We start from the raw sequence: 23,208 nt of genomic DNA, 5'->3' as shown, positions 1-23,208 counted from the left end.
CGTTACGCCCGCAGTCGCAGGCGTTGCAGCAAAGACGAAGTGGCGCCCAGGGCGTCACGCAGTTGGGCGGCGGTGATGGTGCGCTTGGCCGCATCGAAAGCCAGCGCCGTTCGCAGGGCTGGCCAGCAGTGTTTCGGTAGATTCCGTGGAGCGTGCAGCTCGCGTTCGAGGTGGCCGTCGCGGGCTTCGGTCGACGGCAAGCGGCGGAACGGGTGTTTGCCGCCCGCCAGTTCGTAGAGCACGCAGGCCACGCCGTAGACATCTGCACTGGCCGACAGCGGTTGACCTTCAAGCAGTTCGGGGGCGGCGTAGCCCGGGGTCCAGGCGTTGAAGCGGTCGCGGCTCAGGTGTGGCAAGCCAGGCAGGATGCCCTCTTCAGCCTGGCCGAGGCCGAAGTCGAACAGGCGCACGCCTTCTTCGCTGAGCATCACGTTGCTCGGTTTCATGTCACCGTGCAGCACGCCGCGAGCGTGGGCGTAGGCCAGCGCGTCGAGCAGCGGCAGCGCGATGTCGCGCAGTTCTTTCCACGGCAGGCCCAAGGGGCGCTCGCAGAGCAGTTTGTCCAGGGTCAGCCCACGCATGAGTTCCATGGTGATGAAGGCGCGCTGGCAATCGGTGTCCACTTCAAAGCTGTGCAAGCGCAGCACGTTGTCGTGGCGCAGGCGCCGGATCAGGGCGAACTCGCTGTAGAGCAAGGCGCTGGCGTCCGGCGATTCGGCAAATTCTTCGCTGAGGATCTTCAGCGCTATGTAAGGGTCGGGATCGCCGAACTGTTCGCTCAGCAAGTCCCGTGCGCGGTAAACCGCGCCCATGCCGCCGGCACCGAGCAGACGCTCGATGCGGTAACGGCCTGCGAGCACGTCGGGCATTTCGCCGATGCTGGCCTTGGTTGGCGCCAGCGCGGGCTCAGCTTTATGCGACTTGGCGAACGCGAAGTAAGTCAGGTTATTGGCTTCCTCGTCGGTCACCAGCAGGTCGTCGAGCGGCGGCATGAGTTGGGTCATTGTCGGATCACCACGGCAGTCAGGTTGTCCCGGGCCGAGCCACGCAAGGCGCCGTCGAACAGACGCTCCAGCGCAACGTGCGGCGCGGTCAGGCTCAGGGCGTTGCCCAAGGCATCGCTGCTGAGTCCTTGGTACAAACCGTCGCTGCACAACAGAAACGTATCGCCGGGGTAAACCTCGAGTTCGAGCACGTCCAGCGTCAGCACATCAGCCGCCCCGACCGCACGGGTCAGGGCATGGGCCGATGGATGCGCACGGGCGTCCTCGACGCTCATGTTTTGCTCGTCGATCAGTTGCTGTTGCAGCGAATGGTCCTTGGACAGCTGATACAAACGCTGGCCGCGCCACAGGTAGCAACGGCTGTCGCCGGCCCAGATACAGGCCGCTCGATTGCCTTCCACCAGCAGCGCCACCACGGTGCTGCCCATGATGCTGTCATGGTGCCCGGCGGTGACGGTCAACTCCTGACCCAAGCGGCGATTCAACCAGTGCAGGCACTGGCGAATGCCTTTGAGTCGTTCGTCGAAGTCGTCCTGCACCGGCAATTCCGCCAGGCTGGCGACGATCAACTGGCTGGCGATGTCGCCACCCTGATGACCGCCCATGCCGTCCGCGACCACCCACAGCCCCTGCTGTGGACAGTCGAGGAAAGCATCTTCGTTGCGCGCCCGAACCTTGCCCGGATCGGTACGCGCAGCGCTGCGCCAGGGACTGGCAACCAGCATCAGAGCTGCACCGGCATACGGAAGGTGCGCAGCACGCCCATGTCGAACGGGTTCGGCGTGCGCTGGCTGCTGAGCAGGTAATTGGCGCGCAGGCCACCCACGTCAGCTTTCAGGACCATCACGTCGCGACCGTTCAGGTACTCGGTCTGCATCAGGTCGAACAGACGGAACAGCGACCACGGGCCGGTGTTCTTCTCGATGCCGATCGGGCGGCCGGCCATTTTGTCGAGGACCAGGCTGGTGCGACCGTCTTCAGCGTCGGTCGGCCATTTGAAGGACACCGGCACGATCGGGCCGTGACGGTATTCGATGGTCTTGTCGCCAAACTTGAACTCGGAACGGCTGACGGCCGGGTCGAGGGTGTACGGCTCCAGTTTGAACTGCACTTGCGGCTCGGCCGGGTTGACCGAGAAGAAGCTCTGGCGGATCACTTGGGCCGCGGCCATCTGGTCGAGGTAGACCTTGGAGATCGGCATGCTGTGACCGTCGATGGAACGCAGACGGTAATTGCCTGGATCGCCACTGACGAACGGACGCATGTAGGTCTCGAAGAAGCGATCGTTGATGCCCTGCGCCTTGAAGAACTCGCGGAAGTCGCTGATCGCGACGTCGCTGGTGCTGTGGGCGCTGAACGGGTAACGCTTGTTGATCGCCTTGCCGTAGAAGCTGTACAGCTCGCTCTGATAACGCTGGTTCAGGTACTGGTAGGAATCGTTCAGCACCAGACGCCAGGTGTCTTCAGCCAGGACGTTGAACCACACGCTGACCGGACGCGGCAGACGGTTCGAGGCATTGCGCAAGTTGCTCAGCGCATCACGCTGGCCGCTCATGCGAGTCTTGGCCATTTCGAACGCGGCCTGATCCGGGGAACTGGCACGCGCCAGGCTCGCCAGTTGCAGTTGCAGGTCGTTGAGCGCCGTCAGTGCCGGGGTCAAATCAGCGGCCGGGCCGTTGTTGTCATCCAGCAGACGGTGCAACGGTTCGAAGCGGCGTTGCAGGGATTTCTTCGCGGTATCCGGCAGGTTTTTGATCGCCGCCATCTCCGAAGCCTGGTCCGCTGCGGCAGACGCCAGTTTGCCCAGCTTGCCCAATTTGCCTTTCTGATCGGCCAGTGCTCCAGCGGCTTCAGCCGCTTGCTCAGCCGGTTCGGCTTCTGCCGGGAACCGGGTGTTCTCGCGCACTTCCACCAGCAGTTGCAGCACCGGGGAATTGGCCGACGTCAGGCCCGCCAGTTGCTCGGCGCCCTCGCCCGCATCATTGATCGGTGGCAGGGCAACCTGGCCGACCGCCTCACTCCAGAAGTTGGCGTAGTCGCGGAAGTACAATTGCTCCAGTTCAACCATCAGGCGGCGCAAGTCCATGCCGCTGATGCCCGCGCCTTCGCCCAGTACCCAGTTGTCACGCAGGATATCGGTGACCAGCGCGCTGCCCTGGACCGAGAAATACTGCTGATAACCCTGCTGGGTGTAGAACCCCGGGATCACGTAATCGGTGCCGACAAACAGCGCAGCCTGCGGACCGATGTGTTGGCTCAAACGGTATTCCGGCAGGTTGCGGGCCTGCTCTCGCAGCATCCGGTAAACCACGTTGGCCAGCGACTCGCTGCGCAATACCTGACGCGCTTGGGCCACCAGTTGATCGTTCAGCGGGTAGATAAACGGCTGCTTGAGCAGACGCTCGAAGTGCGTGTTCAAACCGTTCTGCACCGCGGTGTTGCCGGCGTAACGCTGGGACCAGTCAGTGGCGACCCAATCCTTGAGCCATGCCGCATCGCGACGATCCTTCATGTTCAGCATCAGGTACGCGCGCAGGCTGTTGAGCAAGCGTTCGCGGTCCTTCATGTTGGCGCGGATCTGCCCTTCCAGCAGCGTCGCAACCTTCGGCAGCAACTGCGCTTCGAGCTCACGCTCGTAGGCGTCCTTGACCACCGGGTTGACCTCTTCACCTTGGTACAGGCCGCCACGCTCGTGGTACGACACGTCACCTTTTTTCGGGAAGACCTGGGTCGCCGCATAGCTGGTGTCGAGGGTCTTGAGCACGGCCATGGAATCATCACGCGCGGTCAGGGCCGAGCGCTGCTGAGTCCAGTTGGTCGCCAGGTTGCGCAGGTTTTCCAGACGCTCGTAGTTGGAGGAGAAACCGCCGGCCCAGAGCATGCCGAACAGCGCCAGTGCCGCCAGTGCGCCCACGTAAAGGGCACGTTGCCCCCAATGGATGCGGCTGCGTTCGCGCTTGTCCAGACCCGCCAGATCGGCCTCGGGGAAAATCACCCGGCTGAGCAAATGGTGAATGAACCGCGAGCGGCCACTGCGCAAGGTCGGCAGCATGCCGGCGCTCATGCCCAGACTGGCGCCGATGCCGGCGGTGGTCTGGTCCATCTCTTGAGTCAGGTGCGGTGCGCTGGTCAGGTAGAAACCACGTAACTGGCTGACACGCTGGTAGCGGTTGCCGGTGAACGCCATGTCGACGAACAGGCACAGGCGCTCGCCGATCTGCCCCAGTTGATGCGGGAAGTCGAGGATGCGGCCACGGCGCTGGGTGTCGCGCTCCTGGTGCATGCGCATGATCACTTGGCTGTTGAGGCGACGCAGCAGCTCTTCGAACTCGGCGCGCAGAACGGCAACGTCGGTGCCGCTCTGCTCTTTGCGAAAGCTGGTGCCGAGCACCTGATCGCTTTCTTCACGGGTCAGTTGATCGAAGAACTCGTCGAAACCGAGCAGCTTGTCCGCCTTGCTCAGCACCAGATAAACCGGCACATCGACATGCAGTTTTTGATGCACGTCTTGCAGACGCGCACGCACCTGGCGAGCCAGGGTGTCGAGGTCCTGCTCGGTGTTGCCCAGCAGCAATTCAACCGGGATGGTCACCAGCACGCCGTTCAACGGACGGTTGCGGCGACGCTTGCGCAGCAGGTCGAGCAAGGTGCTCCAGGCACTGCCATCGACTTCGGCATCCGGCTGGGTCAGGTAACGCCCGGCGGTGTCGATCAGCACACCATGGTCGGCGAAGTACCAGTCGCAATGACGGGTGCCGAGGGTGTCGCGGGTCAGCTTGCGGTCGATCTTGTTGATCGGAAACTCAAGGCCCGAGAAGTCCAGCAGGCTGGTCTTGCCACTGCCCTGCGGGCCGATCAGCAAGTACCACGGCAAGTCACTGCGCCAGCGTTCGCTGCGACCGCGATACAGACTCGAGGTCTTCAGGGTTTTCAACGCATCCTTGAAGCGCACGCGAAGTTCTTTCTGCTCTTCGTCGATCAGCTCTTCACGGCGGATACGATCCTGGCCGTCTTCGGTGTCTTCGATAGCCTTTTTGCGTACGCCAGCGCGCCAGCTGACGAAGACCATGGTCAGGCCCCAGATCAGGAACAGCACACTGATGGTCAGCAGGCGGGAGGTCGAACCTTCCCAGAACTTGTAGTCATCAACGGCCAGCAGCGGCCCGACAAACCACACCAGCAGCGCGACAAACAGCACCACCAGCAAGGTCCAGACCCAGGTCTTGCGCAAGAATGCGCCGACTTTCTTGAAAAACTTTTTCATCACACGTCCCTGTTTACGGCTGCGACTGCGGCTGGACCGCGGCCGGATCTAGCTGCTGAAAAGGTTGCAGAACGGTTTCGCGTTGCTCGCCCAATACCCAGGCGAAACCCGAATACATCACCACCAGGCAGACCACGGTGAACAGCACCACCATCCACGCCGGCACGATGCGCACCAGGCTGCGGCGCTGATCGTTCAAGCCTTCCCAATGCGGCGACAACTCACGAGGCACGTCGCCGCGCAACTGACGGATCTGGCGATACAAGGCGTCGCGGATGCCTTCGAGTTCGAGCATGCCGCGGGCTTGCACCCGGTATTTGCCTTCGAAACCGAGGGACAGGCACAGGTACATCAGCTCCAGCATCGGCAGGTGCTTGACCGGGTTTTTCGACAGGCGATCCAGCAGCTGGAAGAACTTCTCGCCACCGAAGGTTTCGTTGTGGAAGCTGCTGAGCAGGCTCATCTGCGACCATTCGCTTTCGTTGCCCCACGGCGTGGTCACGACGGCTTCGTCGACCACGGTGCAGAGCACGTAACGCGCGGCCATCACCTGGCTGCTTTCGGCGCCGTTGTGCAGGGCGCGCACTTCAAACAGTTTCAGCCCGGCAGTCAGGCGCTCGTTGAGCGCGTACATGTCTTCGCGGGTATCGCTGTGCTTGAGGCGCACCACTTCCGACAACAGATCGGACGCCGCGGCCACCAGCGAATTGAGGCTGATGTTGAAGGATTCCGCCGGGCGCAGGCGCGCGGCATAAATCATCCGTTCTTCAAGCTGTTCGAAGCGCGGCGGTGCAGCGAAGTCTGTCAGCGGACTCGAAGCAGGGCCGTGGCCCTGGCGGTCGAGCAGGACGGTTTTATCGTCCTGGTTATGTTCCATGTCCTTGATCATGTCGGTCAGTTCCTGATGGCCCAGAATTTCAGTTCAAGCTCGGCAAATTCGCCGGACACGTGGAACGCGAAGCCGCCGGAGCGCTCGAGTTGTGCCAGGTCTTCGGAACTGAGTTCGAGAATGAAATAGGTTTTGTTGGAGTGGAACGCGATCTGCCGTGGTGCAACCGGCAACGGTTTGACCTTGATCCCCGGCAGGTGCAGGTTGACCAGCTGGCGGATGCGCTCCACCGGGCCGACCTTGAGGTGCGCCGGCAAGCGGTGGCGCAATTCTTCGGAGTCGCAGTTGGCACTGGCGGCGAGCACGAACGAGGCCGAGCCCAGCAGTTTATGGTCGTGCAACGGCGAGACGATGATCCCGTACTGACGCGCTTGCAGCACCAGTTCGATGGCGTGCTGTTCGAGCACCATCGACAGCACCTGACGAATCGCTTCCATCAGTTTGCGGAAGCTCGCGCCCTGGTCGCTGTGCTGGTAACGGCTGTCCAGACGCGGGCGTTTGCTGTCGCTGGAGAAGGTTGCCAAGTCGCCGAGCATGGTCAGCAGCGTGCGGTACAACTCTTCCGGGTGAACCTGCTCCAGGCCGAGGTAGTGACGCAGCAGCAGTTCGGTGCGGTTGATCAGTTGCAGCATCATGAAGTCGCCGACTTCCGCGCCACCGACCTTGCCGTTGGAACGGATGCGCTCGGCGATGGTGTCGCCACGGTGACCGAGCATGCTGATCACTTCTTTCAGGCACGACAGCAAGTAGCTGGAGGCATGCGCCTGAATGTAGGTCGGCACGAAATCCGGGTCGAGGCTGATCACGCCGTCGGGCGTGGTGTCGAGCACGTCGCAGATTTTCAGCTTCACGTAAGCCTGGTCGCTCTGTTGCTCACCGAGCAACAGTTTGAAGTCCGGGCGGCCACAGCTGACCTGGCTGGCGGAGTCATCGCCGGCGTTGGAGTCGGCCACTTCCGCTTCATACGCGGTATAGCGCGCCAGCACGTCGGATTGCTCCGGGCGGCGGGACTCGATGTGATTGCCGGTGACCAGTGGCAGTGCCAGGTAGATCGGCGTGTTGCCGGTGTTCGGCGGCACGTCGAGGGCCAACGGCTCGGTGTTGCCGCCGAGTTCGAACAGACTGCCGTCCGGCAGAATCCCCGAGGCCTGGCTGATCACCAGTTTGCCCATGTTGAGGAACTGCAAATCGATTTCCAGATTGAGGAAGCCCCAGGTGTAGCTGCCCAGCAACTGGGTGCGGGTCTTCATCTGGTGCTCGTAATAACGGTCGTTATGCTGGAAGTGCTGCGGACGCAGCAGCATGCCTTCCTGCCAAATGACTTTATGGGAATTCATGTTCAGTCATCCGCCTTGGCGAGCGTTTCGTTGCTGTTGCGAATACCGGCCTGATCGAGGGTCAGGTCTGCGTCGGTGACTTCCACCGGGGTGATTTGCACCGTATAGCGCCATTTGGTTTCCGGCAGGTCGCGGTAGGCTGCGAGGATGCCGACGTAGCGGCTGCCCTCCTCCACGCTGAGCTTGAGTTCGACGGTTTCGCCCGGGCGCAGTTCGAGTTCTTCGCTGGCCACCAGGTCCGGGGCCAGGGATTCCTTGGCGCGCTCGTACAGGCTGAAGAAGTCAGCGTTCTCGAAGGTCACCGGGTGCTTGAGCTCGAACAGGCGCACGACGATCGGCGACGGACGCCCGTTGAGGTCCGGGTTCAGCTGATCGCTGGCGGTGAGCTTCAAGTTGAGCTTGGTGACGTGGGAATACGGCGACAGCGACGAGCAGCCAGCCAGCAGCACCAGGGCCGCGAACGCCGTCAGCGTCTTGAAAAAAGCGGTCGAGCAGCGAGACATGCGCATCATCCTTGGTGGTCGGTGTGAAGGGTGGAAATCAGACGGATCTGTTCTTCGTAGGCCTGGGCAAAATCTCGGGCCAACAGGCGCTCGCTCCAGTCATCGTCCTGGCGCAGGGCCTGGTGATAACGACCGTAGGCTCTCCAGCGGCTGCCGGACGTGGCCAACAACGGCTTGTTGTCGCGCTCGAAACGCAGGGTCAGTTGCTGCGGCGAGAAGTGTTCCAGCGTGCCCCGAACGGCGGCGCGGCTGGCGGTCAGCAATGCCACCTGATGCGCCTGCAAATCACGGAACGCACGGGAGATCGCTTGCTCGGGCGGCATCTGGCCCGGCTTGTTCGGCTGCAACAAAATGCCCAGCGCTTCGCCGGCATCGACGGCGAATTTCAGCGGGTTCTTGTGAGTGCCTTGCACCGTGGTCTGGGCCAGGCGCAGTTCGTTTTTCAGTTCGCTGCGGGTGCGCAGGCTCTGCTGCAACCCGCCGACGCTCTGCTTGAGCAAGCGCGCAGCGTTCAGCGCCATGGCTTCGCGGGCGTCGTGGTCGAGGCCTTTGAGGTCCACACCCAGCGCCGCGCCGAAGTGCTCCCAGAAACCTTCGCTCTGACGCTCGACCGCTTTGGGCGGTGGAGCAGGGGCTGGCTCTGCCGGGGCGTTGATCAGCTCCGGGACCATCAGGCTTTCCATGTCGATGCGGGCGTAGTCGGCGCGCTGACGGGTGTCCTCAATGGTCGTGCTCGGGGAGATCAGTTCGTCGATTTCCGAATACACGCGCTCTTGCTGATCGAGAGCGTTCAGCGGGTCGAGGTCGAGGAACGCATCGTCCGGAATGATGCTGCCGGCCGCTTGCGGACGGCCGACTTCGACGTCGAAGGTCGCCGGATCGCGGACCAGTCGCGCACGGATCTCGAAATCACCCAGCACGTACACGCTGCCGTGCTCGATGCGCATCGCTTCGCCCTTGCGCAGGCGCGCGCCGCTCTCGCTGTCCTGGATACCGTTGCTGCTGGTATCGGTCAGGAAAAACGTGCCTTCGCGGTAGCTGATCAACGCGTGGTGGTTGGACAGGTGACGCTTGCGGTCAGGGATGATCCAGTCGCAGTCCTCGCCCCGGCCAATCACGCCACCAGCCTGTTTGAAGGTCTTCTGGCACAAATCCGTGGGCACGAATTGCTTGGTGTTCAGCATTTCGAAAACCAGTTCCATGGTGATACTCCTTGCGGTCACTTGCCGCGATTGACCGCCTGCGGATCACCCAATGGGCGATAGGTGTTGTCGTTGTATTTGTAATTGCCGCTACAGCCGCCGAGGCCGCATAGAACGACGAGGGTCAGCAGGACGGCTTGCCAGTGACGAACAGGCATCAGAGGGTCTCCATGGGTAGACAAAGCACAAAGCGCCGACCCGGTTGGGCGGCGCTATCGAAAGCAGATGAAATGGGTTGTGGGGCTCTAATCCGGTGGTTAGAGCCGATCCCCTGTGGCGAGGGAGCTTGCTCCCGCTCGGCGGCGCAGCAGTCGTAAATCAACGAATGCCGTTTGACTGAGACACCGCGGCGCATGGTTTTGGGGCTGCTGCGCAGCCCAGCGGGAGCAAGCTCCCTCGCCATAGGGAATGTGCTCGCCAAAGCAAGCATTCCAGCCAGAGTTATTGGTGGGTAGAAAATGGGGTTAACCATCGAAATCACCCAAATTGATATTCAGGCGCCCAAGGCGATAAAGCAGCGTGCGGCGTGGCAGGCCGAGTTCGCGGGCGGCGAGAGTCTGGTTGCCGTCGTTTTTGCGCAGGCAATCGAGCAACAGGCTGCGTTCGACCTGCTCCAGGCGTTCGCGCAGATTCAGGCTGTTGTCTTCGGGCATGGCCTCCATGCGCAGGGAGAAATGCTCGGCCAGCAACTCACCGCCCTCGCACAGCAACACCGCGCGTTCGACCAGGCCTTTGAGTTCGCGCACGTTGCCGGGGAACGCATAGCCGGACAGGTGATCCAGCGCCGCATCGGACCAACGCACCGCATCGCGCTGCAAGAACGAGCACGCCTTGTCGGCGAAATGCCGGGCCAGGTCGAGGATGTCGCCTTCGCGCTGGCGCAGGGCCGGGAGCTCGATCGGGAATTGCGCGAGGCGGTAGTACAAGTCCTCGCGGAATTTGCCTTCGCTGACCAGCACCGACAAATCCCGGTGCGTCGCGGCAATGATGCGCACGTCAATCTTATGGGTGTCGTTGGAACCCAGCGGACGAATCTCGCCTTCCTGCAAAACCCGCAGCAGCTTGGCTTGTAGGGACAACGGCATGTCGCCGATTTCATCGAGCAGCAAGGTGCCGCCATTGGCCGCGTCGAACAGCCCGGCACGGTCGCGGTCCGCGCCGGTGAACGCGCCTTTGCGGTAGCCGAACAGTTCGCTTTCCAGCAGGTTCTCGGGGAACGCCGCGCAGTTCTGCACGATGAACGCCTGGGAACGGCGCGGGCCACAGTCGTGGATGGCGCGTGCGACCACTTCCTTGCCAGTACCGGTTTCGCCGCGCAGCAGCACGGTGTACGGGCTGTGCAGGACTTTGCTGATCAGCGAATACGTCTCGCGCATGGCCTTGCTCTTGCCGATCAGGCCATAACCGCTGGCGCTCGGAATGCTGGCCTTCAACGGTCTCGCCTCACCCGCCGGCTGGCGCAAACGCTGTAACAGATGCAGTTGGCCCAGCACGAACGAACCCAGTTGAGCGAGGGAATCGGCAAAGCCTTGCAGGTCGACGTGCCGGCGACTGGCGCACAGCAGCAAGCCTTCGACAGCTTTCTGCTGATTGACCAGCGGCACGCACAACAGCGACTGCCAAGGCGTGGCCTGTGGCGGCAAAAAGCTGGTTTCGTGCAGGCTGCCGCTCAACTCGCTGAGGCTCACTACGCGGTTCTGGCACAGGGCGAATTGCAGCAGTTGTTCACCGTTGTAATCCGCCGGCAGGCTCGCCGCTTCCCGGGGTTGCAGGATGCCGTTGAGGCACTCGGCGTTCATCCCCAGGCACGTGTGAGTCGCGTCCAGCAAGTACAGCTGCGTCAATTCGCAACCACTGAGCTCGGCCAGCCCGCGCACGAAGTCACCCAGCAGCGCAGCACCGTCCGCCGCGCGCGACAGGCTGGCGAACTGCGCCAGCAAGGCTTCGGCATAGATCAGCGGTTGCGGTACTTGAGTGAACATCACACCCACCTCAGGCGAACTCGCACGTCACGCTGGCGTTGCCGTCGAGCGTCGCGTGGACACGCTTGAGGCTTTCACCGGTGGCCATCGCGTCGAGCAGGCGGTCGGCCACCAACGGCAGCACGTGCAGGTCGAGCAAGTGGTCGATCAGGCGCGCGCCGCTGTCGCTTTGGGTGCAGCGTTCGGCCAGGTGATCGACGAGGTCTTGCGAGTAGGTGAAATCCAGCTGACGACGGTTCAGGCGCTCGCCCAGACGATCGAGTTTGATCTCGATCAGCTCGCGCAGCACCGGGCCGCCCACAGGGTAGTAAGGCACCACGCGCATCCGCGCCAGCAGCGCCGGTTTGAAGTGCTTGCTGAGCACCGGGCGGATGGTTTCTTCGAGGACTTCGGCCGATGGCCGTGCGCCGTTTTCGCAGAGTTCGCTGATGCGGTCGCTGCCCAGGTTCGAGGTCATCAGGATCAACGTGTTGCGGAAGTCGATCTCGCGTCCTTCGCCGTCGTTGGCCACGCCTTTGTCGAAGATTTGGTAGAACAGGTTCAGCACGTCCGGATCAGCCTTCTCGACTTCATCGAGCAACACGACCGAGTACGGCTTCTGGCGCACGGCTTCGGTGAGCATGCCGCCCTCGCCATAACCGACGTAGCCCGGCGGTGCGCCGATCAGGCGCGAGACGGTGTGTTTCTCCTGGAACTCGGACATGTTGATGGTGGTGATGAAACGATCACCGCCGTACAGCAAGTCGGCCAGGGCCAGCGCGGTTTCGGTCTTGCCGACGCCGCTCGGGCCGACCAGCAGGAACACGCCAACCGGCGCATCCGGTTTGTTCAGGCCGGCAGCGGTGGCGCGCATCGAGCGGTCCAGCGCGTGAACGGCTTGTTCCTGACCACGAATACGGGTGCGCAAATCGGTGGCGAAGCTCGCGACTTTGGCGTTGTGCTCGCGGGCCAGTTGCGCCAATGGCACGCCGGTCCAGGCGCTGATCACTTCGGCGACCAGACGCGGGCACACTTCGAAGCTCACCAGACGTTCTTTGACTTGAAGCTCGGTCAGCGCTTTGTGCGTTTCATTGAGTGCGGCTTCCAGGGTTTCAACGCTGTGCGCCTCGTCCACCGGCAGCGTTTCGATCACGGTGCCTTCGGCGTCTTCTTCAACCGTGACGGTTGGCTCGACGGCTGCTGCTTCACGGGCCTTGGCCAGTTGCTGACGCAGATCCAGCAAGCGTTCGGCCAATTCTTTCTGTTCGGTCCACAGGGTTTCCAGTGTGACCATTTCCTCTTCGGCGGTGGCCAGGCGATCTTCCAACGCGTCCAGCGCTTCGTGATCGATCAGCAAACCGGCCTCGGCATCACGGCGCAGGGCCTGACGCTGACGGCCACCTTCAGCCAGTTCACCACGCAGGCGTTCGAGGCTTTCCGGGGCGGCGGCGAGGCTGATGCGCACACGGGCGCAAGCGGTGTCGAGGACGTCGACGGCTTTATCCGGCAGCTGACGGCCCGCGAGGTAACGTGCCGACAACTCCGCCGCCGCCACCACCGCGTCATCGCGCAGGTAGATGCCGTGGCTCTTCTCGTACACCTGAGCCAGGCCACGGAGGATGGTCACCGCTTCGCTGACGGTCGGTTCGTGCAGTTGCACCGGCTGGAAGCGACGGGCCAGGGCCGGGTCTTTTTCGAAGTATTTTTTGTACTCCGCCCAGGTGGTGGCGGCGATGGTGCGCAACTCGCCTCGGGCCAGGGCTGGCTTGAGCAGGTTGGCTGCGTCGGAACCGCCGGCATTGCCGCCCGCGCCGATCAGCGTGTGCGCTTCGTCGATGAACAGAATGATCGGTTTCGGCGAGGCTTTGACTTCGTCGATCACGCCTTTGAGGCGACGTTCAAATTCACCTTTGACGCTGGCGCCGGCCTGCAACAGGCCCATGTCCAACGACAGCAACTCGACACCTTTGAGCACTTGCGGGACTTCACCGGCAGCAATGCGCGAGGCCAGGCCTTCGACGATGGCGGTTTTACCGACACCGGCTTCACCGACCACGATCGGGTTGTTTTTGCGACGGCGGGCGAGGATGTCGACCATTTGGCGAATCGCGCCATCGCGGCACAGCACCGGGTCGAGTTTGCCGTCGCGGGCTTGTTGAGTGAGGTTGTGCGTGAAGCGCTCCAGCAGCGATTCGCCCGGCACGGCAGGCTTGCCGGTGGCCGGTTGTTCTTTCTGCGACAGGGCGAATTCTTTCAGGCGCTCGATGTTCAGCTTGGCCAGCAACGACTGGTAGCGGCTGCCGGCGTAGCGCATCGGGTTGCGCAGCAGCGCGAGGATCAACGCGGCTTGCTCGACCTGGCTCTGGCCCAGTTCAAGGTTGGCCACCAGCAACGCATCTTGCAGCCACTGCACCAGTTCCGGGGCGAACACCGGGTTGCGCGAGGCGCTGTGCTCGACCCGCGATTGCAACGCGGCGCTCAGTTCGCCGGCATCCACTTCGGCGTCTTGCAGCGCGCGTGCGAGCAGGCCTTGCGGGCGCTCCAGCAGGCCGAGCAGCAAGTCTTCGACGAGGATTTTGCTGCCGCCACGGGCGACGCAACGTTCGGCCGAACTTTCCAGGTCACGACGGGTTTCGGCGTCCAGCGCCTGGATAAGTTGTTGCAGGTCTACGTTGATCATGGGTCATCTGTCCTTAATGAATTTTGCTGCCCAGGGTAACCACGCCGTCCGCTTTTTCGCGGCCCAGCCAACTGGTCCATCCCAGGCGACAGGCGTTTTGCTCACCGATGCGCAGTTCGCGGATTTCTTCCTGGCGCAGCACCAGGCGAATGTCGTAATCGAGCGGGTCACGCAGGGTGAACCGCACCAGCGCGCACAGCGGCTGGTAGCCGAAACCGATCGGCAGGAATTCGTGGAAGCGCTGCCAGTCGAGCTCGCGGATGTGGATGCGGAATTTTCCGCTGCGGTCGCGCACGTGCTCGCCCAGCACCAGGTCTTCGCCGAGCAGGCTGTTGGCGCGGCCCAGACGATTGCGCTGCTCGTCGAGAATTTCCACGCGACGCTCGATGCACTGCTCGATGGTCAGTTCAGCGTGCTTGAAGTAGTAACGCAGCACCGCTTCGATCAGCGCCGCCGAGTGCGCCCGCAAACTGAGCAAACCGAGGTACGGCAGCAGACGTTTCCAGTTCAGTTCCTGGGCCTTGCGGATCTCTTCGCCGCCAAGGCCGATCAGGGCAAAAAGCTGGGAAGAAAACGGATCAAGCGCGCCGCTCTCGAAACTGGCGCGGTAGCGGTACTTGCGCCAGATCGGCAGCATCAGCCGTTGCAGGCGATGGTGGAACAGGTCGAGGAAGTTGCGGGTCGGGTTGCCGTCTTCGCTGTCGCCCAGGGCCTGTTCACCGTAGAACGCCGGCAGTGGCGAGCCGGAACCGACCAGGCCGATCAGGTTGAAACGCAGGCGCGCGCGCATCTGCCCGTGCTCGTGGAAAAACTCCACGCGATCGACGTCGCTGCCAGGGAAACCCAGGCTCGGGTTGGCCTGAAATTCGAGCTGATCGTACAGATCGTCCTGGCTCAGGTGCGGGTGGGCCTCGCGCAGCCGGTCAACCACCAGCAGCACGGCCTGAAACAGCGAGTACTCGCGTATTCCTCGGGTCAGACCGCTTAAAGAAGCGGCTGAAGGCCCATACGTGGTGTCCATTGGTACACCTCTCCCTGTGTGCTTTTTACTCGCAGCTCGTGGTACGAATTGAGACTGGCGTAAAGCGCGAAAAACTCGTTAAGAACCGAGGCGAAAACGAACAGGTCGCCCTCGCCGATATACCCTTCCGGGTCGATGGTCAGTTCGGTGCGCAACCCGCGAACCGGTAACCCTCGGTGCAACCGGTCGACGTGTTTGTGCTTGATCGACTTGAGCCCGCCGAGCAGGCGTTTGCTGACTTTTTCAGCGTGTTGGTCGTAGTAGCGCGGCAGGTCGTAGGTTTCCAGAATCACCTTCAACGCGTTGACGTCGGCCAGCGACAGGTAGTTGAGCGACATGTTGCTGATCAGCTTCCAGAGAAAGTCGCGGTTCAGCGGCGGCGCGTAACTGGGTGTGGCCGGGGTGATGTTGCGGAAGCTCAGGAACTCCGGCGTGTCTTCGCAGGCCATGCTGATGTCGCCGAGCTTGAGCTTTTTGGGCAGATTCTGGTTGGTGCACATCAGCTCGATCGACAGGGTTTCGTGGGCTTCGGTGTGGCGGATGCCGAAGCTCAGGTAGGTGTCGAGGCCGTCGTGCAACAGCGACGAACGCTGGCGGATGCTGTAATGCGGACGGCTGTTGGGCACGTCGAAGCTCGGGTCGTGCTCGAACGATTCGAACGGCACGTATTCCTGATAACCGAGGCCGCCGGGCTTCCATCCCGTGACCGTTTCCACCGAGAACACGCCGCAGTTCTGCAAATCGAATTCGGCGGGCAGCAGCAGGTATTCGTCTTGCTTGCCGTCGAGGCGGATCGGCAGCGCGTCGTGCTTGAACAGGTTGACGATCGGCGTGCAGTAGAGCTTCACGTTGTCCAGCGTCGGGCGCATGCGCATGATGCCGCTCTTGCGAATGTCGAAGCGCAACTCGAGGCCGCGCATTTGCTTCAACGTGTCTTCCGGCAATGCCTTGAGCATGTCCAGACCGTTGACGTCGACGAACAGGAACTTGTCCTGGAAAGCGAAGTATTCCTGCAAGTAGCGATAGCCACGGAAGGTATTCAGCGGATACGGGATCAACGCTTCTTCTTCGGCGAAACCCACCGGCTGCACGCGGTCGCCGGGCATCTTGAACGCCATCGGCATGCCGTTGACGCCGTTGATGGGCTTGCCGGCGCCGTCCAGCGGGATCAGCTCGATGCCTTCCAGATTGCGCAGCAGGCTGAGGTAGAGCATCTGGCTGATGTAACGCTCGCCGGCGAAGTGCAGGCGCAGGCGGCTCAGCTCCAATTCACCGAGATGACCGTCAGCGCTCATCTCCAGACGCAGGCTCAACAGCGAGCCGTCGCCCTTCACCGAGTAATTCAGCGCAGCCAGATCCAGCGGCAAGACTTCGGTCGGGTAGCACGTGCGGAAACGGCAACGCACGTCGTCGATTGGCACACTCTCGACTGGCGTGTCGCGCTCGACCATCAACGCAGGACCCGAACGCTTCAACGGATCGAACTGCAAAATGCTGAACGCCGGCAACGGCCGCATGTAGTTCGGCCACAGCAAGTGCATCAGCGAATGGCTCAGCTCCGGCAACTCGTCATCGAGCTTCTGCCGCAGGCGACCGGTCAGGAAAGCGAAGCCCTCAAGCAACCGCTCCACGTCCGGATCTCGCCCGGCCTGGCCAAGGAAAGGCGCCAACGCCGGGCTACGCTCGGCGAATCGACGACCTAACTGGCGAAGTGCGGTGAGTTCGCTTTGGTAGTAGTGGTTAAAGGACACGGGGTACCTTCCTGGTGGTGGATCTCATGAAAAAACTGTCCTGTAGAGCGCGACTGTCAGACCGGAAACCACGTAGCCCGCAATGAGGAGGTACGGTAAAAAAGCCAGCCAGCCAAACATCATCGGGAACCCGGCAAGGCTCCCCAAAAGCACATGGGCCAACCCATAAATCACCCACGGGACAGCGTAAAAAGGGATGAAGGTCAGTGGTGCGCGCCACACGCTTTTCAAAATCTGCTGTTCGGTTTTTCCGTTCAGTGCTCGCATTGCCCACAGGGCAAATGCGATGTAGGCCGGGATTCCGAATGAGAGAACGTAGATCAACAGCATTTGTTGCCAGTCCAGAACCGCCGCGTATTCGTCGCCCTGCTCGACCAGTGTCAAAGCCAACATCACCAGGAGCGGAGACCAGAGCGCTACTCTGAAAAAATTTGGATTAGCGCAGCATTCGCTTTTTCGAATGTTCTGCGCCGAATCGTTAGTAAATTTCACTGAACACCCAGTGATTGAAACTGTAAAGAGCAACAACACCTACAACGGAGGAAACCAAGAACGAAAAGCCATCGTGCGAGCGTTTATATTTGAAGAAATCCATTAGCGCTCTTACAAAATAGTAAAAAGAAAACACCATCATCGGAATATAAAAAAACATACAAAAAACAAATAAGCCTCCGTAGACATCAACCCCAGCTATTGACCACTTAGTTTTCGGATCAGTGCACGACATCAACAGAAAAACCGCGGAGGTCAAAAAATAAAAATAGTTGATCATTTTAAGAATTTTCGACACGACCAAATCTTTCGAATGCAGCAGCTCAAGCGCAATCTTTGGAATGGGGTTAGTTTCATAACTAATCACGACATCGGCCCATCTGAAAAAAACTTCGGAAGCACGAACAACACCAGCAAACCGATTATCCAAAGCACGAGCAAATAATAGTTACTGGGCATTCTGCAGGCCATCCACCCTTTAACCACTCCATAACCAATAGCGAACTGTAATAGCAAGAACGAGATAATTCCCAGCGGAACGGAAAGCAAATAACTATAAGGCTCCGCAAACCCGAACCGGATAACCGCATAAATTTCGAACAATGCAAACGGTGCGATCAAAGCGTTGGCGATGATGATCATTGCTCTGACTGTTTTTGCGCTACCCATCAACGCAAGCCCTGTGCATAGAGGAACTTTGCCAGCTCTAGTCGGCGCTGCTCACCTGAAGGACCGTCAATACCGTAGTAAAAATGTCCCACACCTTCTTTACGCTCGCTGGACTCGGTCATCTGCGAGCCGAGCAAAGGAGCATGCTCAGCCAAGTCAAAAAATGACATGCCTGCATGAATAGGGTCGCCATGCTCCTTCAAGTCAAGAATGACTACATGCTCGATCAGGGATTGCTGCCTAACTTCCCCAAGCATTTCTTCAGAAATTGGAGAACCTATCAGTACAAGATAATCAACGGCCTGCCCTTTATCTGCGTAATAAAGAGCAGATTGGGCGGCTACCAGCGATCCAAAGGAATAACCAATAAGATTAAATTGCCCTCCGGTTGGAAAAGATCGGCTAACGCCTAACGACTTCAGACTCCAGTCCGCCTCAACGCTATACGGTCCAGTGTCCGACATGCCGTTAATTTTCTTAAGCCTGTAACGGTGCTTATTGACGCCAGCAACAGCATCAGCATATTGACCCTCAGTATTACGCCCTACTACTGCGCCACTAATACCCACCATACGCAGTGACTTAATCTGGTCATCAATATACCCACCGGTCATCCCAGCACCACCGAGATAAACAGTCAGACCTTCTTCCAGAACGATATGTTTCGGTGTCCTGTCCGCAGTAGCAGTACTGCTGGTCGAAGCAACCTTTTTAAATATCCCTGTTGATGTTTCCAACACGTCTGTCGTCATTTGCATCAATCCTCTGATGCAACGTAAATATCGACTTTTTCCGCACTCGCGTGCCGCGTCACTCGATGAGTCAAACCTGTATCACTAGTAACGCCTTCTTCTTGAAGACCATTTTCTCGGACCAAGAGATATCGACGGTTTGCCATAGGCGCTCCGCTTTTGTCAGTCAGGACAAATTGCTCATCAAAACCAGGCAGAATCAAAGGCAACGGCGCCACAAACGGCACCGGCGAATGCGAATTCCCGATAATCACCGTCCCGGACCCAGCTGTAACCTTGTTGCCATGGGTCCCGACGGAATCCACCGTCGCAGCCGGTTTGCCGTTGATCAAAACCGTCGTCGCCAATCCGCCCGACATCGCACCACCACACGCCGAGGCATCGCCTTGGCGGGCGGCCGCGAGGCCGTCGAAGAAGACGTCGCCGGAACCGGCGGCGATCGGGTTGGTGCCGTGGCCGGGGAGCGGGCAAGCGGTGGGGTCGGTGACACGTGCTGCGGGTTTGCCGGACATACGAATCTCCTTAGTTGACCTTGACTTGACCGCTGCCATCCAGGCGCGCGGCGAAACTGACCTGACGCTTGAAACCATCAACTTCCAGCAGGCCTTCGATGCTGAAGGACAGGCGAAGCTGATCGTGATCACGCGGCAGGGAGATGACACGCACATTGCTCAAGCGTGGCTCGTAGGCTTCGATGAAATTTTCGATGGCCAGACGGGCCTGACTCAGGGAGTCGTGCAGGCTCAGACGCATGTCATTGAGATCGGGTAGCCCGTAATCGGACAGCGTTTGCACGCTGCCCGCACGGGTGCTGAGCATCTTGGCCAGATGGGCAGCCACGGACGCCATGGCGGAGACCTCGCGGCTCCAGCCGACGCGTTTGTCCGCGTCGCCACCCAGGCGTTCGAAAAGGCTGCCGTATCCAGTCATGACTCAGGCTCCTCTTACTCTTTGTCCAGCTTGCCAACCAGCGACAGGGTGAAATCGGCACCCATGTACTTGAAGTGCGGGCGCACGTTCAGGCTGACGCGGTACCAGCCAGGCTCGCCTTCGACATCGCTGACGATGATCTGGGCAGCGCGCAGTGGACGACGGCCACGGACTTCGGCGCTCGGGTTTTCCTGGTCGGCCACGTACTGGCGGATCCACTTGTTCAGTTCCAGCTCGAGGTCGGTACGTTCTTTCCACGAACCGAGTTGCTCGCGCTGCAGCACTTTCAAGTAGTGAGCCAGGCGGTTGACGATCATCATGTACGGCAGTTGGGTGCCGAGCTTGTAGTTCAGCTCTGCCGCCTTGCCTTCTGCGCTGATGCCGAAGAACTTCGGCTTCTGCACCGAGCTCGCGGAGAAGAACGCCGCGTTGTCGGAGCCTTTGCGCATGGTCAGGGAAATGAAGCCTTCCTCGGCCAGTTCGTATTCACGACGGTCGCTAACCAGAACTTCCGTAGGAATCTTGGTTTCGATTTCGCCCATGCTTTCGAAATGGTGCAACGGCAGGTCTTCAACCGCGCCACCGCTCTGCGGGCCGATGATGTTCGGGCACCAGCGGAATTTGGCGAAGCTGTCGGTCAGCTTGGTGCCGAACGCGTAGGCAGTGTTGCCCCACAGGTAGTGTTCGTGGCTGTTGGCGACGGTTTCTTTGTACACGAACGATTTGACCGGGTTTTCTTCCGGGTCGTACGGGTTACGCAGCAGGAAACGCGGCACGGTCAGGCCAACGTAACGGGAGTCTTCCGACTGGCGGAAGCTCTGCCATTTGGCGAATTGCGGGCCTTCGAAGTGATCTTTCAGATCCTTGAGGTCCGGCAGGCCGGTGAAGCTTTCCAGACCGAAGAATTTCGGGCCGGCAGCCGCAATGAACGGCGCGTGGGACATGCAGGCAACGCTGGACACGTACTGCATCAGTTTCACGTCCGGCGAGCTTGGGGACATGAAGTAGTTGGCGATGATCGCGCCCACAGGCTGACCACCGAACTGACCGTATTCAGCGGTGTAGATGTGCTTGTACAGGCCCGACTGCATCACTTCCGGCGAATCGTCGAAATCGTCCAGCAGGTCTTCTTTGGAGACGTTGAGGATTTCAATCTTGATGTTTTCGCGGAAGTTGGTGCGGTCGACCAGCAACTGCAGGCCACGCCACGACGATTCCAGGGACTGGAAGTCAGGGTGGTGCAGGATTTCGTCCATCTGACGGCTGAGCTTGGCATCGATCTCGGCGATCATGCGGTCAACCATGGCTTTCTTGACCGGCTCACCGTTGTTCTGCGGCTTGAGCAGCTCTTCGATGAAGGCCGACACACCGCGCTTGGCGATGTCGTAGGCTTCGTCGTCCGGCGTCAGGCGGGTTTCGGCGATGATGCTGTCGAGAATGCTGTATTCGCCACTCTCTTTGTTCTTTTGCTGTGCTGCGCTAGTGCTCATGGTGTTGGCTTCCTTAGGCTGATGGAGACTCAGGCGTCCTGGGCTGCGGCGTTCAGGCCCAGCTCACCCAGTACGCGACCGCGGGATTCGTCGTCGGCGAGAACGCCTTCGATGGCTTTGCGGAACGCAGGCGCGTTACCCAGTGGGCCTTTGAGGGCCACCAGCGCGTCGCGCAGTTCCATCAGTTTTTTCAGCTCAGGCACTTGCTCGACCAGCGAGGCCGGGTTGAAGTCCTTCATCGAATTGACGCGCAGTTTCACGGCCAGTTCTTCAGTGTCACCTTCTTCCTGAAGACGGTTCGGTACGCTCAGTGTCAGGCTCAGCTCTTGCTTGGCCAGCACTTCGTCAAACGTCATTTTGTCGATGCTGATCGGCTTGCGATCTTCGACTTTGCGTTCGTCCTTGCGGTGGGTGTAGTCACCGATTGCCAGTAGTTTCAACGGCAGTTCGATCTCTTCCTGTGCACCACCGGTGGCAGGTTTGAAGGTGACGTTGATGCGTTCCTTGGGGGCTACCGAGCCTTCTTTGGCCATGGCTTTTCTCCTTGCGGTTGTGGCCCTGGGGCCTATTCGAGTACCACTTCGAGATCGAGGTGGCACAGCCTGCGATAAATCTCTTCCTTGCGTTCACGTACGGCATGGTTCTGCGGCAACAACTCGCAGCAGCTATGCAGTAAATGCAGCACTTCCAGCGCAAGATCGGGCTCCCAGGCGTTCAGGCCTGAGTCCTGTAATGTTTGGTCGAGTGTTTCGAGTTGGGTCTTGGCCAGTTCGTATTTCTTGGCCATGAAGCACAGCCGCGCGAGGGCGAACTGCCAGAAGAACCGCACGCGTCCGCCGTGGGCGCTTTGCAGGCCCTGCTTGAGGATCTGCACGGCGGCCTTGAGGCCGTCCTTGCGCAGGATCGGCAGGACTTCTTCGAGGGCCACTTCCCAGGCTGGCTGGCTGTCGGCGACTTCAACCTTGCGCGGCGCACTGGCGCTTTGCAGGTGCGGCATGACGTTGGCGCTGATCCAGGCGCGGGTGGCCGGATCGGCGAACGGCGCGCCGTCGTGGAAACGCAATTCGATGATGCCGGGCAGGCGCTGAATCAAAAGCGCGAAGTGGATTTCCACTTCGCGCATTGCCATCTCGGCGTTCAGGCCCTGGAGGCACTCCCAGACCATTCGCTGGCCATCGAACCAGAACGGCGCCTTCGCCAGGCTCGCCTCCAGTTCCACCAGCAAGTCGGCGTATTTGGCTTGATCGTAGCGGTCCTGATAGGCCTTGAGCTTGTCGGCGGGCAAGCCGCGCAACACGGTGATTTGCTCGGCGTTACGCTCGGGCACCGCGTCGATGGGCAGCCACAGCAGCGTGCGATTGAGGCGCAGGGCGCGCAGATCAGTGGCTTTCTGCTTGAGCCACCAGGCACACAACGGACGGGCACTTTCCTGCTGGGCGCGCAGGGCCTTGTGGGCTTCTTTTTCGTTGTCGATCGGTGCGCCGGGGGCGAACAGCTGCGTCGCGGCCTGTTTGACCTGCGCCACCGCGGCGCCCACCACGCCGGGTTCCGGCTGGTTGTCGGCGGCGCGTTGCACCATGTTTTTCAGACGGCGGGAAATCGGCAGCAGCAGTGGCGCATCGTCACCCAAATGCTCGGTGCAAGCGGCATCGAGGCCTTCCAGATGTTCGACCAGCCGCCGGAACATCGGCAACTGCTCTTTGATCGCGACGTTTTCGGTCAGCACCTGCTCAAGGCGCGGCACCAGCCAACTGATTGCAGCGGAGCGAGTGCGGGCCTTGTTCGGGTGAAGGTCAGCCCAGTGGTTCTCGCACAGGTGGTGCAGCAACCCGAGGCCAGCCAGCAAGCCCTGGAACGATTCGCGCTGGTACAAGGCCCACGTCAGCCAGGCGCCGACCCGCAAATCCTTGGACTGGGTGCGCAGCAGGTTTTCGCTGTTTTCGCGGATTTTCAGCCAGTCGATCTGACCGCTTTCGTGCATGGACGAGGCTTTCGCCAGCTCACTTTCCAGTGCCTCATATTCGCTCGAAAAGCGAACGTCCTCGCCCGCGAAATTCTCTTTGGAAACAGAGGCTTTTGCGAGTTCGAGGTAATGAGCGGAAAGTTTGCTTGAGTAGGACATCCATGGCCTTTAATTAGGATTACGGTCGAACGCCAATTGCAGTTGCAGCGGCGCGGGACAGTATCAAAGAGCTGCGATGAGTCTCATCCAATTGAGTTCGTGCTCTTTCAAGTGGGCGCATCGTAATCACAATGATGGCCA

Annotated in this window: 20 protein-coding genes; all 20 read right to left on the bottom strand. The window is 60.5% G+C overall.

Annotation, left to right across the window (positions count from 1 at the left end):
• Positions 1 to 2: 2 nt before the first annotated feature.
• Complete coding sequence (locus AB4N91_RS27545; protein WP_077748566.1) at positions 3 to 1,004, bottom strand: serine/threonine-protein kinase; 1,002 nt, start codon at positions 1,002 to 1,004, stop codon at positions 3 to 5.
• On the bottom strand, positions 1,001 to 1,729 hold the full coding sequence (locus AB4N91_RS27540) for a PP2C family protein-serine/threonine phosphatase (RefSeq protein WP_077748565.1): 729 nt from the start codon (positions 1,727 to 1,729) through the stop codon (positions 1,001 to 1,003). Before AB4N91_RS27540 ends, AB4N91_RS27545 begins: the two co-directional genes overlap by 4 nt.
• Positions 1,729 to 5,268 (bottom strand): type VI secretion system membrane subunit TssM, encoded by a 3,540-nt coding sequence (tssM, locus tag AB4N91_RS27535; RefSeq protein WP_460111942.1) that lies wholly within the window; start codon positions 5,266 to 5,268, stop codon positions 1,729 to 1,731. The genes AB4N91_RS27540 and tssM overlap by 1 nt, the downstream gene beginning before the upstream one ends.
• Positions 5,269 to 5,281: 13 nt before the next feature.
• Positions 5,282 to 6,157, bottom strand: a complete 876-nt coding sequence (gene icmH / locus AB4N91_RS27530; protein WP_010465262.1) for a type IVB secretion system protein IcmH/DotU — start codon at positions 6,155 to 6,157, stop codon at positions 5,282 to 5,284.
• A 5-nt stretch (positions 6,158 to 6,162) separates the two neighbouring features.
• Complete coding sequence (tssK, locus tag AB4N91_RS27525; RefSeq protein ID WP_077748563.1) at positions 6,163 to 7,494, bottom strand: type VI secretion system baseplate subunit TssK; 1,332 nt, start codon at positions 7,492 to 7,494, stop codon at positions 6,163 to 6,165.
• Positions 7,495 to 7,496: 2 nt separating this feature from the next.
• A complete protein-coding gene (gene tssJ, locus AB4N91_RS27520) occupies positions 7,497 to 7,997 on the bottom strand; it encodes a type VI secretion system lipoprotein TssJ (RefSeq protein WP_010465266.1) in 501 nt (166 codons plus the stop codon).
• A gap of 5 nt (positions 7,998 to 8,002) precedes the next feature.
• On the bottom strand, positions 8,003 to 9,199 hold the full coding sequence (gene tagH / locus AB4N91_RS27515) for a type VI secretion system-associated FHA domain protein TagH (RefSeq protein WP_077748562.1): 1,197 nt from the start codon (positions 9,197 to 9,199) through the stop codon (positions 8,003 to 8,005).
• 17 nt (positions 9,200 to 9,216) lie between these two features.
• Positions 9,217 to 9,357: a hypothetical protein gene (locus AB4N91_RS27510; RefSeq protein ID WP_007894589.1), complete on the bottom strand. Its 141-nt coding sequence runs from the start codon at positions 9,355 to 9,357 to the stop codon at positions 9,217 to 9,219.
• Positions 9,358 to 9,663: 306 nt separating this feature from the next.
• A complete protein-coding gene (locus AB4N91_RS27505) occupies positions 9,664 to 11,181 on the bottom strand; it encodes a sigma-54 interaction domain-containing protein (RefSeq protein WP_460111941.1) in 1,518 nt (505 codons plus the stop codon).
• 10 nt (positions 11,182 to 11,191) lie between these two features.
• Positions 11,192 to 13,840: a type VI secretion system ATPase TssH gene (tssH, locus tag AB4N91_RS27500; RefSeq protein ID WP_460111940.1), complete on the bottom strand. Its 2,649-nt coding sequence runs from the start codon at positions 13,838 to 13,840 to the stop codon at positions 11,192 to 11,194.
• A gap of 13 nt (positions 13,841 to 13,853) precedes the next feature.
• The gene (gene tssG / locus AB4N91_RS27495) at positions 13,854 to 14,861 is read right to left on the bottom strand and encodes a type VI secretion system baseplate subunit TssG (protein WP_010465275.1); all 1,008 of its coding nucleotides are present in this window, start codon (positions 14,859 to 14,861) and stop codon (positions 13,854 to 13,856) included.
• Positions 14,825 to 16,612, bottom strand: coding sequence for a type VI secretion system baseplate subunit TssF (tssF, locus tag AB4N91_RS27490; RefSeq protein WP_010465276.1), 1,788 nt, complete (start codon positions 16,610 to 16,612; stop codon positions 14,825 to 14,827). The genes tssG and tssF overlap by 37 nt, the downstream gene beginning before the upstream one ends.
• 24 nt (positions 16,613 to 16,636) lie before the next feature.
• Positions 16,637 to 17,104, bottom strand: a complete 468-nt coding sequence (locus tag AB4N91_RS27485; protein ID WP_042932470.1) for a hypothetical protein — start codon at positions 17,102 to 17,104, stop codon at positions 16,637 to 16,639.
• A gap of 363 nt (positions 17,105 to 17,467) precedes the next feature.
• Positions 17,468 to 17,746, bottom strand: a complete 279-nt coding sequence (locus tag AB4N91_RS27480) for a hypothetical protein (protein ID WP_224795533.1) — start codon at positions 17,744 to 17,746, stop codon at positions 17,468 to 17,470.
• Positions 17,747 to 17,772: 26 nt separating this feature from the next.
• Positions 17,773 to 18,525: a hypothetical protein gene (locus AB4N91_RS27475; protein WP_010465285.1), complete on the bottom strand. Its 753-nt coding sequence runs from the start codon at positions 18,523 to 18,525 to the stop codon at positions 17,773 to 17,775.
• Positions 18,526 to 18,530: 5 nt separating this feature from the next.
• Entirely contained in the window at positions 18,531 to 19,037 is a 507-nt protein-coding gene (locus tag AB4N91_RS27470) for a PAAR domain-containing protein (RefSeq protein ID WP_077748559.1), read from the bottom strand.
• A gap of 10 nt (positions 19,038 to 19,047) precedes the next feature.
• Complete coding sequence (tssE, locus tag AB4N91_RS27465) at positions 19,048 to 19,455, bottom strand: type VI secretion system baseplate subunit TssE (RefSeq protein ID WP_008150080.1); 408 nt, start codon at positions 19,453 to 19,455, stop codon at positions 19,048 to 19,050.
• 14 nt (positions 19,456 to 19,469) lie between these two features.
• Positions 19,470 to 20,945 carry a type VI secretion system contractile sheath large subunit gene (gene tssC, locus AB4N91_RS27460; RefSeq protein ID WP_010465290.1) on the bottom strand — a complete coding sequence of 492 codons (1,476 nt, stop codon included), beginning with the start codon at positions 20,943 to 20,945 and terminating at the stop codon, positions 19,470 to 19,472.
• A gap of 29 nt (positions 20,946 to 20,974) precedes the next feature.
• Entirely contained in the window at positions 20,975 to 21,478 is a 504-nt protein-coding gene (tssB, locus tag AB4N91_RS27455) for a type VI secretion system contractile sheath small subunit (protein ID WP_010465292.1), read from the bottom strand.
• Between the two features lie 32 nt (positions 21,479 to 21,510).
• Entirely contained in the window at positions 21,511 to 23,067 is a 1,557-nt protein-coding gene (gene tssA / locus AB4N91_RS27450; protein ID WP_460111939.1) for a type VI secretion system protein TssA, read from the bottom strand.
• Positions 23,068 to 23,208 lie beyond the last annotated feature (141 nt).

Source organism: Pseudomonas sp. H3_D04, from assembly GCF_054669175.1.
Note: the sequence above shows the minus strand (reverse complement) of the source record. Positions and strands in the feature narration are given on the sequence as shown.

Excerpts from the sequence above, each read along its gene's own strand:
- AB4N91_RS27545 (WP_077748566.1), bottom strand. The coding sequence starts at position 1,004 with ATGACCCAACTCATGCCGCCGCTCGACGACCTGCTGGTGACCGACGAG.
- AB4N91_RS27540 (WP_077748565.1), bottom strand. The coding sequence starts at position 1,729 with ATGCTGGTTGCCAGTCCCTGGCGCAGCGCTGCGCGTACCGATCCGGGC.
- tssM (WP_460111942.1), bottom strand. The coding sequence starts at position 5,268 with ATGAAAAAGTTTTTCAAGAAAGTCGGCGCATTCTTGCGCAAGACCTGG.
- icmH (WP_010465262.1), bottom strand. The coding sequence starts at position 6,157 with ATGATCAAGGACATGGAACATAACCAGGACGATAAAACCGTCCTGCTC.
- tssK (WP_077748563.1), bottom strand. The coding sequence starts at position 7,494 with ATGAATTCCCATAAAGTCATTTGGCAGGAAGGCATGCTGCTGCGTCCG.
- tssJ (WP_010465266.1), bottom strand. The coding sequence starts at position 7,997 with ATGTCTCGCTGCTCGACCGCTTTTTTCAAGACGCTGACGGCGTTCGCG.
- tagH (WP_077748562.1), bottom strand. The coding sequence starts at position 9,199 with ATGGAACTGGTTTTCGAAATGCTGAACACCAAGCAATTCGTGCCCACG.
- AB4N91_RS27510 (WP_007894589.1), bottom strand. The coding sequence starts at position 9,357 with ATGCCTGTTCGTCACTGGCAAGCCGTCCTGCTGACCCTCGTCGTTCTA.
- AB4N91_RS27505 (WP_460111941.1), bottom strand. The coding sequence starts at position 11,181 with ATGTTCACTCAAGTACCGCAACCGCTGATCTATGCCGAAGCCTTGCTG.
- tssH (WP_460111940.1), bottom strand. The coding sequence starts at position 13,840 with ATGATCAACGTAGACCTGCAACAACTTATCCAGGCGCTGGACGCCGAA.
- tssG (WP_010465275.1), bottom strand. The coding sequence starts at position 14,861 with ATGGACACCACGTATGGGCCTTCAGCCGCTTCTTTAAGCGGTCTGACC.
- AB4N91_RS27480 (WP_224795533.1), bottom strand. The coding sequence starts at position 17,746 with ATGATCATCATCGCCAACGCTTTGATCGCACCGTTTGCATTGTTCGAA.
- AB4N91_RS27475 (WP_010465285.1), bottom strand. The coding sequence starts at position 18,525 with ATGACGACAGACGTGTTGGAAACATCAACAGGGATATTTAAAAAGGTT.
- AB4N91_RS27470 (WP_077748559.1), bottom strand. The coding sequence starts at position 19,037 with ATGTCCGGCAAACCCGCAGCACGTGTCACCGACCCCACCGCTTGCCCG.
- tssE (WP_008150080.1), bottom strand. The coding sequence starts at position 19,455 with ATGACTGGATACGGCAGCCTTTTCGAACGCCTGGGTGGCGACGCGGAC.
- tssC (WP_010465290.1), bottom strand. The coding sequence starts at position 20,945 with ATGAGCACTAGCGCAGCACAGCAAAAGAACAAAGAGAGTGGCGAATAC.
- tssB (WP_010465292.1), bottom strand. The coding sequence starts at position 21,478 with ATGGCCAAAGAAGGCTCGGTAGCCCCCAAGGAACGCATCAACGTCACC.
- tssA (WP_460111939.1), bottom strand. The coding sequence starts at position 23,067 with ATGTCCTACTCAAGCAAACTTTCCGCTCATTACCTCGAACTCGCAAAA.